Source organism: Hydrocarboniphaga effusa AP103 (assembly GCF_000271305.1).
Classification (GTDB): domain Bacteria; phylum Pseudomonadota; class Gammaproteobacteria; order Nevskiales; family Nevskiaceae; genus Hydrocarboniphaga; species Hydrocarboniphaga effusa.
Window position 1 is genome coordinate 452,192 of sequence record NZ_AKGD01000004.1, and the last position, 12,893, is coordinate 465,084.

The 12,893-nt window shown below is 65.7% G+C and carries 8 protein-coding genes; 2 read left to right on the forward strand and 6 right to left on the reverse strand.

Annotated elements, in window-relative coordinates; all coding sequences use genetic code 11:
* Positions 1 to 11: 11 nt before the first annotated feature.
* From WQQ_RS23975 to WQQ_RS21400, 5 genes are read right to left on the reverse strand one after another with little or no spacing between them, the layout of a single operon-like run.
* On the reverse strand, positions 12 to 290 hold the full coding sequence (locus WQQ_RS23975) for a type II toxin-antitoxin system RelE/ParE family toxin (protein ID WP_083844691.1): 279 nt from the start codon (positions 288 to 290) through the stop codon (positions 12 to 14).
* A gap of 51 nt (positions 291 to 341) precedes the next feature.
* Complete coding sequence (locus WQQ_RS21385; RefSeq protein WP_007187360.1) at positions 342 to 2,588, reverse strand: CocE/NonD family hydrolase; 2,247 nt, start codon at positions 2,586 to 2,588, stop codon at positions 342 to 344.
* Positions 2,589 to 2,626: 38 nt separating this feature from the next.
* Positions 2,627 to 4,426 carry an ABC transporter ATP-binding protein/permease gene (locus WQQ_RS21390; protein ID WP_007187361.1) on the reverse strand — a complete coding sequence of 600 codons (1,800 nt, stop codon included), beginning with the start codon at positions 4,424 to 4,426 and terminating at the stop codon, positions 2,627 to 2,629.
* A complete protein-coding gene (locus tag WQQ_RS21395) occupies positions 4,426 to 5,772 on the reverse strand; it encodes a glycoside hydrolase family 15 protein (protein WP_007187362.1) in 1,347 nt (448 codons plus the stop codon). The genes WQQ_RS21390 and WQQ_RS21395 overlap by 1 nt, the downstream gene beginning before the upstream one ends.
* Before the next feature lie 7 nt (positions 5,773 to 5,779).
* The gene (locus tag WQQ_RS21400) at positions 5,780 to 7,072 is read right to left on the reverse strand and encodes a glucoamylase family protein (protein ID WP_007187363.1); all 1,293 of its coding nucleotides are present in this window, start codon (positions 7,070 to 7,072) and stop codon (positions 5,780 to 5,782) included.
* A 190-nt stretch (positions 7,073 to 7,262) separates the two neighbouring features.
* On the opposite strand from WQQ_RS21400, the gene WQQ_RS21405 reads away from it, so the two are divergent.
* Together WQQ_RS21405 and WQQ_RS21410 are read left to right on the forward strand one after the other, a co-directional pair.
* Positions 7,263 to 9,257: a glycoside hydrolase family 3 N-terminal domain-containing protein gene (locus WQQ_RS21405; RefSeq protein WP_083844692.1), complete on the forward strand. Its 1,995-nt coding sequence runs from the start codon at positions 7,263 to 7,265 to the stop codon at positions 9,255 to 9,257.
* Positions 9,254 to 9,763, forward strand: coding sequence for a fibronectin type III-like domain-contianing protein (locus WQQ_RS21410; RefSeq protein ID WP_007187365.1), 510 nt, complete (start codon positions 9,254 to 9,256; stop codon positions 9,761 to 9,763). The genes WQQ_RS21405 and WQQ_RS21410 overlap by 4 nt, the downstream gene beginning before the upstream one ends.
* Before the next feature lie 487 nt (positions 9,764 to 10,250).
* Here WQQ_RS21410 and WQQ_RS21415 read toward each other — a convergent pair whose 3' ends face one another.
* The gene (locus WQQ_RS21415) at positions 10,251 to 12,761 is read right to left on the reverse strand and encodes a membrane-bound PQQ-dependent dehydrogenase, glucose/quinate/shikimate family (protein WP_007187366.1); all 2,511 of its coding nucleotides are present in this window, start codon (positions 12,759 to 12,761) and stop codon (positions 10,251 to 10,253) included.
* Between the last annotated feature and the right edge of the window lie 132 nt (positions 12,762 to 12,893).

Sequence of the window (12,893 nt, forward strand, 5' to 3'; positions counted from 1 at the left end):
CCGTCTGCTGCCTAGTGATAATCGACGATTTCCACGTCGGCCGGACCGTCGGCAGTCCAAGTGAAGCAAATGCGCCACTGATCATTGATGCGAATGCTGTGCTGTCCCAATCGGTCAGCTTTCAAGGCTTCGAGCCGGTTCCCGGGAGGAGCCAGCAAATCTCTCAATTCGACCGCAGCTGCCAGCTGATCGAGTTTGCGACGCGCGGGGCCTTCGCAATTTACCCAGCGTGCAACCCGCTGCCGTCCGGCGAGCTTCTCGGTTTGCTTGCATTTGAAGGACCTGATCACGGAATACTCTATATCGATACGCGATATAGAACAAGCCGACGAGCCTTTTCTCTAACGCCGAACCGGAATCTCGATGCGGCTGCCGCCATACCAGCGCAGCCGCAGCGCGGGCCTGGCGTCTTCGATCGACTCTTCCTTGACGTCGCGCCCGGTGCCGTAGTTGATCTCGCGGTCGGGGCGCTTGTTGACGCCCAGCACCAGCACCAGCCGGCTGCCGGCCGCGAGTCTGGCGCTGACGAAGCGCTCGCTCTTGAACGCGAGCTGCTGGCGTTCGCCGGCGCGCAGCATGTGGCGGTGCACGCGATCCTTCGCATAGCTCGCGCGGAATTCGTAGGGCTCGGCGAGCAGTCGGTATTCGCCGCCCGCGAGCTGCTCGAACAAGCTGAGGTTCAAGTCCACGTCCATCTTGTTGAGTTCGAAATCGAGCGTGCCCGACGGCAGGCCGTTGATCTCCACGGCTTGCGCCAACGGCTCGCCGACGAAGGCCAGCGCATGGCGCAGGCGCAGCTGCCTGCCGTCGGCGACCGTCGTCCACGGCCGTGCCGTATCGCGGCGGTCGGCGAGCTGCACGCTCTGCTCGATGTAGCCGTCACCGGGCGCGGCGGCATCGGTGAGCCGATGGCGCTCCGCGTTCTCGCCCGGGCTCAGATGCAGGCTCAGCTTCGACGTCGCGAGCGCTTCGATCGACGCCGCATGCCGCCAATCGCCGTTCGCATTGCCGCCGTCGAGCTGCACGTTGACGCGGTCCCTGATCGCCGACGGCTCGCCGGCGTTCTTGAACACGTGATCGAACCACTGCAACCGCAACTCGCTCTGGTCGAGGCTCTGGCTCGCGATCACGAGGCTGTGATCGGCATCGGGCCGGTAGCGGAGATGTTCGCCGAAGTAATAGAGCGCCGCGATGCCGTCGCCGCGCTCGCTCACCGAGCTCAGTACCGGTACGCCGATCTGGGCGAACTGCCTGGCGTACGGCAGGCGGTTCTGCCAGTAGCCGTCGTAGCTCGGATGCGTGATCCAGGTGCGGAACACGTCGCTGCGCAGCTTCGCGAGTCGATCGAAGACCCAGTACGAGCGGCCCTTCCGATACCAGTTCAACTCGATTTCGTCCCAGCGCGCGGGCTGCTGTGCGATCACCGCCGCCGGCTGCGTGTGCTCGATGATCCAGCGCAAGGCATCGGTGTGCGCGATGCGTCCCTGGGTCGGGAAATCGATGCCCGGCGCCATCGCGTCAGTCGTCGCGATCGCCTTGACCGCCGCCGGCAGCTTCTTGGCGACCGACCAGGCCGCGAAGCCCGAATAGCCGCTGCCGACGAGGCCGACGCGGCCATCGCTCCAGGGCTGCTGCGTGATCCAGTCGATCACCTTGCGCGCATCGGCGCCGTCGTGCTGGAACGGCACGACCTCGGCCGGCATCGCCTTCGCATCGGCAGGGCCTCCGCGTCCGCGCGTGTAGGCCACCACGCCGACATAGCCGCGCGCCGCGCGGGCACGCGCATCGTCGTAGCCCGGATCGAGCGTGAATTCGAGCAGGGCCGGCAAGGGCCTCTTCGGCGTCTTCGGGCGCACGAGCCGGGCGTAGATCGTCACGCCCGCCGCGCTCCTGATCGGCACCGAATCCTCGATCACATAACGCCGCGCATCGTCCTCGGCCATCAATGCCGGGGCCAGCGTGACGAAGCTGCGCTGCGAGTCGTAGGCCAGATAGAGGCGCACCAGGTCGATGGCCGTGGCCAGATCGAGCTCATGCTCCTTTCGCGTGCGGGCGAATGCATTCTCGAGATCGCTTCGGGGCGCGGTGAGCGGCGCTGCGATCCAATTGCCGAGCACGAAAGCATCGCGATCGCCGAGCGGGGCCGCCACTTCGCGATAGGCCTTCGAAAACGCTTCGTTGAACGCAGGCCTGTCGTCGACCTCCTTGGCTCTGGCGAGTGCATAGAGATCGAGCACCACACTACGCGCCATCGGTTTGCCGGCGTCGAGCTTGCGGCGACGATCGAGCAGCGCCTTGCGCGACTCGTAAGCCGCAGGATAGTTGGCCGCGACCAGTTGCAGCATCGAGATCGTCGACAGATAACGATCGATGCTTTTTTCCTGGTACACCGGCAGCACGCGTACCGCGAGGTCGCGCATGGTCTCGCGCAGCTTCGGGTCGGTGACACCGGACGGGGTCTGAAACTCGAAGCTCTGCGGCTGCGCGTTGAGCTGGGCCTGCATCTGCAAGCGCATCTGCTCCTGCGCCTGCTGTTGCTGCGATTGCATCTGCGACCACGTCGGCATCGCCAGCGCGAGCAGGCCCATGGCCAGCCCAGCCCTGGTCCGGGCGAGAGGCCCAAGGCTCACGGTGCTTCTTCCACGGTGATCGCCGGCCCCGGCATCTTGACCAGATGCAGGCTGCGATCGAACAGGGTCTCGTGCCCCTGCACGGAGCCGCCGATGTGGATCAGGCCGGTGGCCTTGAGCTCATTGCGCAGCACGTCGACCACGCGCGCGAGCGAATCTTCTTCGAGCACCGAGAACGCGTCGTCGATGAGCACCCAGGCCGGGGCCTGCAGCAGCATGCGTGCGAATGCCACGCAGAGTTGCTCGTCCTGGCCGAGTTCGCGGTCCCAGCGCCGCGATTCGTCGAGCAAAGGGACGAGCCGATCGAGCCCGAGCCGTTCGAGCGCCTGCGCATAGCGCTGAGCTTCGAAGCTCTGGGCGTCATCCGGATAGGCGAGCGCCTCGCGCAGGCTGCCGGCGGGCAGATACGGAGTGCCGCGCGGCACGTAGAAGATCGTCTCCACGCTCGGCATCTCGATGCGCCCGGAACCCCACGGCCAGAGCCCGGCGAGCGCGCGGAACAGCATGGTCTTGCTGGTACCCGGAGCGCTGATCACCATCACGCGCTGCCCCGCCTCGATGCGCACCGGGCTTTCCTCGACACGCTCGCGGCCGCTCTGCGCTTCGACCTGCAGGCTCTCGATGCGCAGGCTTTCATCCGTGCTTTGCGTATAGGCGATGCGCCGCTCGATCTGATCGAGCCCTTGCTCCGTCAGCAGCGCCTGGCGAAAGCTCGCCACGCGCAGCAGGCCCGCGCGCCAGTCCGCGATGGTGCTGAAGTTGTCGACGAACCAGCGCAGCGAGGACTGCGCCTGCGTGAACGCCGCAGCGGCCATCATCAGGCCGCCGAACGAAATCTTGCCGGTGAAGTACAGCGGCACCGCCACCAGCGTCGGCGCGATGTTGGTGATCCAGCCGAATCCAGAGGTCACCCAGGTCAGGTTGGTGTGCTCGGTCGCGAGTCTGCGCATCGATCGCAGCGTGTCGTCGAGATAGCGGTTGATGCGCCGGCCTTCGTCGGGCTCGCCGCGCGCGAGCGAAACCCCATCGAGATGTTCGTTGACGCGCACCAGCGCAAAGCGCAGATCGGCCTCGCGCGCATAGCGCTCGGCATTGCTGCCGATCAGGCTGCGGCCGACCCAGTAGCTCAGCAGCGAACCAATCAGTGCGTAGGCGATCGCGGCCCACAGCATGAAGCCCGGTACCGCGTAGTCGGCGTCGCCGATGCGGAACGAAAAGTCCGTCGACAAGCCCCAGAGCACGCCCGCGAAAGTCACGAACAGAATCGTCGCCTGCAGCAGACCCACGCCGAGATCGGCCGACAGCTCGGTGAACTTGCGCGCGTCTTCCTGCATGCGCTGATCGGGGTTGACGCCCATCGAACCCGAATTGGCAAGCCAGAACGCGCGTCGAGGCTGCATCCAGCGGTTGATCAGATCGCGCGTGAGCCCTTCGCGCAGGCGCAGTTTCAGGTGCTCGACGATCCAGCGCTGGATCACGTTGAGCACGAGCAGGCAGCCGACGATGATGAAGAACACGCCGAGCTGCGTCATGAAATCCTTGAGATCACGACGCGACAGCGCGTCGTAGAACGGCTGGTTCCAGCGGTTCAGATGCACTTGTCCATAAGCCGTCGCGAGCACGACGACGACCAGCGCGACGATCAGCCCGAGCAGAATCCTGGCAACCGCCGAACTGCGCAGCGCCTGCATGACCAGACCGATCTGCCTGCCGAGCCTGGTCTCGGCGACCGTGCCCATCTCGGCCGCGACGAGATCGTCGGCATCGTCCCTGGACTTTCGTTTGGCTTTCGCCATCAGCGGGCGGCCAGTGCGGCGCGGCGCGCGGCAACCGTCGAGATCAGCGCGGCATAGCTCCAGGCCAGATGCTTGGCCGAGGTCTGTTCGCCGCTGTTCTGATCGAACTGCTCGGAGAGTTCACCCTGCGCTCCGGTGTAGGCGCGGACCATCTGCAGAAAGGCATCGCCGCGCTCGATCCAGCCTTGCGCCTTGGGCGAGCCCCGCGCCGCCTTGAAGCAAAACTCGGCAGCGCCGAGCGTCGAAAAGAAATAGGCGCCGCCCGAATAGTAGACGTCGCCTTCGTAGCGGCCCATCGCCACGCCTTGCCCTGCGGGCCGCCCCCGATTGATCGCATAAAGCCGGTCGAACAAGGCTTCGAGCTGCGCGAACGTCGATTGCATGCGACCGTCGTGCACCGAATGCGCTTGCGCTCCGTCGGAGCCGTGAATAGCGGACAGGATGATCGCGATGTCGAGTTCCTTGTCCGATCGCCCTCCCGAACTCAGAACGCGCGAACGGAAGTGCTGCGCGTCTTCGAGCCAATAGCCGTCGAGCAGGGTTCGAATGGCCGCGCTCTCGGTTGCGCAGGCCAGCGCGAATTCATGCTCGTTGCGGCTGCGCAGCCAGGCCGCACCCTGCTCCAGCGCGGCGGCCGAGACGCGCAGCGTGTAGTAATGCAGGCCGCGCTCTTCCTCCCAGATGTCGTACGAGGGCGTGCGCCAGTGGCGCATCGTGAAATCGAGATCGCCGGTGATCAGCGCGGCGAGATCGGCCGCGAGCCTGTCGTCGAGACGGTGCGCGCTCACCCAGCCGAGCAGCGCGAGTGCGCGCAGCGGCGGACCATCGTGCTGCGGACGCGCCCACTTCGAAATATCGAGCGTGCCATCCGGATTCACGCGCGTTTCGCCGACCACGGCTTCGCCGTGCGCCTGCGCGAGGTCTTCGTCGTCGCGCAAGAACTTCACGAAATCGGCGGCGGCTTTGCCACGCCAGCTTTTATCGTCGACGAGCCTGCGTCCGTCGAGCGTGTTCAAAGACAGGTTGAAGGCGGCGAAATCGCGCAGATGCGCGATCGCCTCGTCGCCGATGCTGCCATCCTCGTACAACAGGCGCAGCGATTCGATCACGACGGCCGAATCGCGGAACCAGTGGAAGAAGTAGTCCGGATCGGGGTCGTAGGCACCGAGCACCGGCGAGGCGATGATCGAACCCTTCGCGGCACGAACCTGCGTGCCGAAGCCCGGCCGCGACTTGACCAGATCGATGGCCGAGAAGCTGCGCAGCATCGCGCTCGCCGAGTCGCGATACTGGCGCTCGATCCACCGCTCCAGAAAAGGTTCAGGCGATGCGCCGCTCATGCTCATGAGCCCCTCACGAACCCAGATGCGGGCTGCTGAAGCCGAGCCGGCGCAAACCGGTCTGCACTTCGGGCACGCTCATGAACAGCTTCCACAGCAGGCCCGTGCGATGGTTTTCCATCATCACCACGATCGGTCCCTGGTCGATCGCGAGGAAGGTGTCGGCGAACCAGTCGCGTCCTTCGTTGAACGCATCGACGAAGCCGTAGCGCTGCCAGACCTTGTCGCCGTGCTTGCTTAAAAAGCCGCGCAAGCTCTGCACGACTTCGGCCGGTGCGTACGGCAGGCTCGAGAGCGCGGCGGTCGGCGAGATCGTGCCGTTGTCGTTGTCGGGCGCATGCGCCGAATAGCCGTCCGGATCGTCGCTCGCCGTGAGGCCCCAGCAGTCCGCGCCGTAGCCCTTGAACTGCCCTGGGTTGATCACGCAGTGCTCGCGGTTGATGCGCACGTGGCGCGAGCACAAGTCCCAATAGTCCGCGTAGCGATCACGCAGGCCGTGCGGATCGAGCCCGCAGAACGAGTAATGCGCGAAGAACAGCGGGCCGCCATAAGGCTGTCCGAGCGGCAGCTGGATGCCATGGTAAGTCTTGCCGTTGACGAAATCGCGTCCGCTCGCATAGCCGCGGTGATAGACGACCGGGTCGATCGGATAACGATTCGAGCCCGCCGCGAGTACGTAGGCGATCAGGCATTCGTTCCAGCCGTGGATCTCGTGATCCATGCCCCAGCCGTTGTTGGGGCTCCAATGCCAGTACAGCAGCTTGCGGCCATCCTGCTGGTACCAGGTCCACTCCATATCGTCCCAGATCCAGTTGATGCGATTGCGGATCGAGGCTTCGGCCGGTATGTCCTGCGTGAAGTACTGGCGCGCGCACAGCAGGCCTTGCAGCAGCAGCGCGGTTTCAACGAGATCGCCGCCGTCGTCCTTGCGACTGAACGGGATCGTCGCGCCGGTCGCCCCATTCATGAAATGTGGATAGGCGCCGTGGTAGCAGGTGGCGCGCACGAGCACGTCGAGCATCGCATTGAGGCGCTGCACGGCCGCTTCGCGCGATATCCAATGACGCTCGACCGCAACGATGATCGCCATGACGCCGAAGCCCGAGCCGCCGATGGCCACCAGATCGTCGAAGGGCTCGCGACCATCCGCGGCGCGGATCCTGCGCCGGTCCGGCGCGAGGCCGCTCTGCGGATGCGAGCCCTCCCAGAAGAAGCGAAAGGTCTGCCTCTGCACCGCTTCGACGAGCGCTTCGTCGTCGAGTGCGAGCAAGCTTTCGACGCTGGTCTGCTGATCCGCTGGGCTCAATGGCTACTCCTTGTCGTTCGGTCAGCCGGCCCGCGGATGGCTCCGGGCGCGACTCGATTCGGCGAATATTAATGCAGAGCACATGATCTCTACGCGATCCTCATGAGCCTGGGCTGTCTGCACCACATGCAAATGACGACGGCCTATCATGGGCAAAACATCGGACGACACTCTCAAGGACGCTGCGCGCATGAGCCGAATCGAACAGTTGCTGAGCCAGATGACGCTGACCGAAAAACTCGGGCAGCTCACCATGACCGCCTCGGGTTATGCGGTCACCGGGCCGATCATCGTCGGTGACTCCACCGATTCGATCAAGGACGGCAGCGTCGGCAACCTGCTCAACATGGTCGGCCCCGGCCCGACGCACGAAATGCAGAAGATCGCGGTCGAGCAGACGCGGCTCGGCATTCCCTTGCTGATCGGGCTCGACATCATTCATGGCCATCGCATCCTGTTTCCGCTGCCGATCGCCGAAGCCGCGAGCTTCGATCCGCGGCTCTGGGAACGCACCGCACGCGAAGCCGCCAAGGAAGGCGCGGCCGACGGCCTGGCGATGACCTTCGCGCCGATGCTCGACGTCTCGCGCGATCCGCGTTGGGGTCGCACGGCCGAAGGCGGCGGCGAAGACGGCTGGCTCAATTCGCGCATCGCCGAGGCCAAGGTGCGCGGATTCCAGGGCGATGATCTGTCGTCCAAGGACGCGCTCGCGGCTTGTGCGAAGCACTTCGCCGCTTACGGCCCGGTCAACGCGGGCCGCGAGTACGCCCCGGTCGACATTTCCGAGCGCACGCTGCGCGAGGTGCACCTGCCTCCGTTCGAAGCGGCCGTGAAGGCCGGCGTCGAAACCATCATGCCCGCGTTCACCGATCTCAACGGCATTCCGATGACCGCGCACGTGCCCTTGCTGCGCGATTACCTGCGCAGCGAACTCGGCTTCGACGGCGTGCTCGTGAGCGACTACAACGCCATCGGCGAGCTGATCAAGCACGGCGTCGCCGCCGATCTCGTCGAAGCCGCGACGCTCGCGCTCAAGGCCGGCGTCGACATCGACATGATGGCCGACGCCTATCGCAAGGGCCTGCCGGTCGCGCTCGAACGCGGACTCGTGACGATGGACGAGATCGACGCCTGCGTGCGCCGCGTGCTCAGGCTCAAGGAAAAGCTCGGCCTGTTCGACGACCCGTATCGTCGCGGCTCGACGCCCGAAGCGCCGCAGGCACTCGTCGACCGGCGCGCGCTTGCGCGCGAGGTCGCCACGCGCTCGGTCGTGATGCTCAAGAACGAGCACGACACCCTGCCCTTGCCGGCTTCGACGCAGCGCATCGCGGTGATCGGCCCGCTCGCCGATGCGGCCTACGACATGTGCGGCTGCTGGTGGGCGGCCGGCGAGCATGAGCCGAACACGACAGTGCTCGCGGGCCTGCGCGCTGCGCTGCCAGCCGCGCAAATCGAACATGCGGCGGGCGTTCCGATCCTCGAAGACGAGCGCAGCGGCATCGCCGCCGCGGCGGCGCTCGTCGATAACGCGAACGCCGTCGTGCTCTGCATCGGCGAAGGCGTACGCCAGAGCGGCGAAGCCGCGAGCCGTGCGTATCCCGAGCTCGCCGCGCATCAGCGCGCGCTCGCGCAGGCCGTGTTCGAGCGTGCGAGCGCGCGCGGCGTGCCGGTCATCGTCGTGCTGTTCTCGGGCCGTCCGCTCGTGATTCCGGAACTCGACGCCAAGGCCGATGCGATCCTCGCGGCCTGGTTCCTCGGCACCGAGGCCGGCCATGCGATCGCCGACCTGATCAGCGGCAAGGCCTCGCCGAGCGGCCGCACGCCGATGACCTGGCCACGCGCGCTCGGCCAGGTGCCGATCTTCTTCGGCCAGCGCCCGAGTGGCCGGCCGATGAACGCCGACGATTTTTACACGAGCAAGTATCTCGACGTGAGCAACGAGCCGCTGTACGCGTTCGGACACGGGCTCGGATATGGACGCTTCGCTTACAGCGATCTGCGCGTGATCCCCGAGCGCGTCACAGAAAACGACACGATTCGCGTGACGGTCGATCTGGTTAACGAGGGCAAGCGCGCGGCGGAAGAGACGGTGTTCCTGTTCATGCGCGACAAGATCGCGAGCGTGGCGAGACCGCTGCTGGAGTTGCGTGGATTCACCAAGATCGCCCTGGCCGCACGCCGATGACCTGGCCACGCGCGCTCGGCCAGGTGCCGATCTTCTTCGGCCAGCGCCCGAGTGGCCGGCCGATGAACGCCGACGATTTTTACACGAGCAAGTATCTCGACGTGAGCAACGAGCCGCTGTACGCGTTCGGACACGGGCTCGGATATGGACGCTTCGCTTACAGCGATCTGCGCGTGATCCCCGAGCGCGTCACAGAAAACGACACGATTCGCGTGACGGTCGATCTGGTTAACGAGGGCAAGCGCGCGGCGGAAGAGACGGTGTTCCTGTTCATGCGCGACAAGATCGCGAGCGTGGCGAGACCGCTGCTGGAGTTGCGTGGATTCACCAAGATCGCCCTGCAACCCGGAGAACGCGGCAGCGTGGAAATCGAAGTGGCTGCAAGCGATCTGCGGTTTCTCGACGCGGGCTTGAAGCCGGTGTTCGAGAAGGGCGAAGTCGAGATTCTGGTGGGGCCGAGTGCGGAGCGGGAGAAGCTGTTGGTGCAGACGGTGCGGTTGGTTTAAGCGTTCGAGCAGTGCTCCCTCGCTACGCGAGGGACTCTCTCCCGCACGTGGGAGAGAGGAACATCAACAGCCGCCGGTAGCGCGTCTTGCCAGACGGTTTTTGAGCTGCCGTCAGCGGTCCCCTCTCCCGCGTGCGGGAGAGGGTGGTCCGAAGGACCGGGAGAGGGGAAGCCTGGAAAGTGTGCTCTCCCGTCGAGCAGCCCCTCTCTCCCCGCCTGCGGCGGGACTCTCTCCCGCAAGCGGGAGAGAGGAACATCAACAGCCCGCCGGTAAGCGCGTCTTGCCAGACGGTTTTTGAGCTGCCGTCAGCGGTCCCCTCTCCCGCGTGCGGGAGAGGGTGGCGCGACAGCGCCGGGTGAGGGAACGCCCCCGAGCGCAGCTTCCAGGCAGTGCTCCCTCACTCCCCTCGCTACGCGAGGGACTCTCTCCCGCACGCGGGAGAGAGGAACATCAACAACACGTCCGTGCCACCTTGAGTGCGCTGCTCTCAACCCGGCAAGGCATACGCGATCACATAGTCCCCGGCCGGCGTCTCCATGAAGTGATGGCCGGCTGCGACGATGACGAGGTATTGCTTGCCGCCGATCTCGTAGACCATCGGATTCGCCTGCCCGCCCGCCGGCAGCGCGTCCTGCCACACGGTTTCGCCGGTCTCGATATCGATCGCGCGAATCAGGTCGTCCGTCGCGGCGGCGATGAAGATCAGGCCGCCCGCGGTGACGACCGAGCCGCCATTGTTCGGCGTGCCGATTTCGATCGGCAATCCGGAGCGGATGCCGAACGGCCCGTTGCCGCGCGCGCTGCCGAAGGGCCGATCCCACAGCGTCTTGCCGGTCGCGAGATCGACCGCGCGAATGCCGCCGTAAGGCGGCTGCTTGCACAGCAGCTTGGTGAACTTGAGCCGCCAGCCCGCGTTGACGTCGATCGCGTACGGCGTGCCGGCCTGCGGATCACCCTGGCCTTCGGCGCCGCCGGTGTCCGGATGCGGCAGTTCCTCGCGCGGCTTCCAGCCGTTGCGATCGGCTTCTTCGCGCGGAACCAGGCGGTTGTAGTTCGGCATGTCGTTGTAGTTCGCGATCATCACGCCGCGGTTCGGATCGATCGCCACGCCGCCCCAGTCGGAGCCGCCGTTGTAGCCCGGATATTCGATCGAATGCCGATCGCTGGTCGGTGGCGTGTAGATGCCCTGGTAGCTCGCGCTGCGAAACTGGATGCGACATACCAGCTGATCGAGCGGCGTCATGCCCCACATGTCGGCTTCGCTCAAATCGCGTCGCGCGAGCGTGTGATAAGTCGAAAACGGCTGCGTCTTGCTGCGCTTCTCGGGCTCGACACCACCGCCCGGAACTGCGCGCTCTTCGACACCCACGAGCGGCTCGCCCGTGCGCCGATCGAGTATGTAGACATCACCCTGCTTGCTCGGCAGGAGCACCGCCGGCACCTTGCTGTCGTTGACCGGGAAATCGATCAGCGCGGGCTGCGAGCCGAGGTCGTAATCCCAGACATCGATATGCGTGGTCTGGAAATTCCACACGGGCTTGCCGGTGGTGACGTCGAGCGCGACGAGCGAGGTGGCGTACTGGCTTTCGGCCGGCGTGCGCGAACTGCTCCAGTAATCGCCCGCCGAATTGCCCATCGGCAGATAGACGTAGCCGAGCTGCTCGTCGGCCGATGCGATCGTCCACATGTTGGGCGTTCCGCGCGTATAGGTTTCGCCGGCCGGCGGCGCACCGGTCCAGTCCGGATGCGTCATGTCCCAGGCCCAGCGCAGCTCTCCCGTCACGGCATCGAAGCCCTTGATGACGCCCGACGGCGCATCGCGGCGCTGGCCATCGAGCACCTGATGGCCGGTCACGATCACACCGCGCACGATGGTCGGCGGCGAATTGATCGACACGTAGCCGGCCGGCGTGCTGCCCATGCCTTCCTTGATGTCGACCTGCCCGCCCTTGCCGAAGCCGGTGCATGGCAGGCCGGTCCTGGCATCGACTTCGATGATGCGTCCGTCGAGCGTGCCCGAGACGAGGCGGGTGGCGCAGGCTTCGCCGCTCGCTGCAAGCGAAGTCGCCGAAGCCGGCTGTGCTTCCTGCCCCGGCGCGGGAACGGGCGTCGCGAGCAGCATCGTGTTTTCGGCGCTGGGCCCTGTAGACGCTTCGCTCGTGTTCGTCGCCGCCTGCGCAGGCGGCGTGACGTAATACGACACACCGCGACAGGCCGCGGTGTACGGAATCGCGGACTCGGGCACCTTCGGGTCGTAGCGCCAGCGCTGTTTGCCGGTGCTCGCGTCGAGGCTGATCAGGATGTTGTGCGGCGTGCACAAATACACGCTGTCGCCGATCTTGAGCGGCGTGGTTTCCGCGCCCCAGCGATGTTCGGGAAGATCGCCGGTGCGATAAGTCCATGCGCGCCGCAACTGCTTGACGTTGTCCTTGGTGATCTGCGACAGCGGCGAATAGCGCGTGGCCTGATTGCTTCCGCCATAGGCGGCCCAATCCTGCGCTGCGGCCTGCGTCGCAGGCTGCGCGAATCCACCCGGCATCGCATCATCGCTGATCACCGATTGCCCCGCCGATGCACTCGGCACCACTTGGCCCTTGGTCACGCCGTAAGGCAGGAACGCAAGCCCGAACGCGGCGATGAACACGATGACGAAGACGCCCGCGAGCGGCCATGCGGAGCGCAGCCTCGGGCCGTTGCGCAGCCATGGAGCGAGCAAGGCCACGACGATGCCCAGGCCAAGCAGCAAGCCCAGGCGCGGAACCCAGCGCCAGTAATCCAGCCCCGATTCCCAAGCGCTCCAGACCGCCGTCGCCGCGAGTACGATCCAGTAGACCCAGGCACCGGCCCGATGCCGACGCATGAGCAGCACGCCGGAAACCATCAGTCCGAGGCCGGCCGGCAGGTAGTACGCGGAGCCTTCGAGCGCGAGCAGCCAGACTCCACCTACCCCCATCGCCAGACCTACGAGGAAGACGAGCAAACCCAGCACGAAATTCATGGCATGCAACTCCTGCAGTCCCTGCGCGAACGCTTGCGGTGATCAAGCGGTGGCGCTTGCCTGCGCCGAGGCGGCGAATGTTGGACCCGCAGCGTGAGCGATGGCTGAAGCCCTCGTTCAGCTCGTCATGTT

Excerpts from the sequence above, each read along its gene's own strand:
- WQQ_RS21390 (WP_007187361.1), bottom strand. The coding sequence starts at position 4,426 with ATGGCGAAAGCCAAACGAAAGTCCAGGGACGATGCCGACGATCTCGTC.
- WQQ_RS21385 (WP_007187360.1), bottom strand. The coding sequence starts at position 2,588 with ATGGGCCTGCTCGCGCTGGCGATGCCGACGTGGTCGCAGATGCAATCG.
- WQQ_RS21395 (WP_007187362.1), bottom strand. The coding sequence starts at position 5,772 with ATGAGCATGAGCGGCGCATCGCCTGAACCTTTTCTGGAGCGGTGGATC.
- WQQ_RS21415 (WP_007187366.1), bottom strand. The coding sequence starts at position 12,761 with ATGAATTTCGTGCTGGGTTTGCTCGTCTTCCTCGTAGGTCTGGCGATG.
- WQQ_RS21405 (WP_083844692.1), top strand. The coding sequence starts at position 7,263 with ATGAGCCGAATCGAACAGTTGCTGAGCCAGATGACGCTGACCGAAAAA.
- WQQ_RS21410 (WP_007187365.1), top strand. The coding sequence starts at position 9,254 with ATGACCTGGCCACGCGCGCTCGGCCAGGTGCCGATCTTCTTCGGCCAG.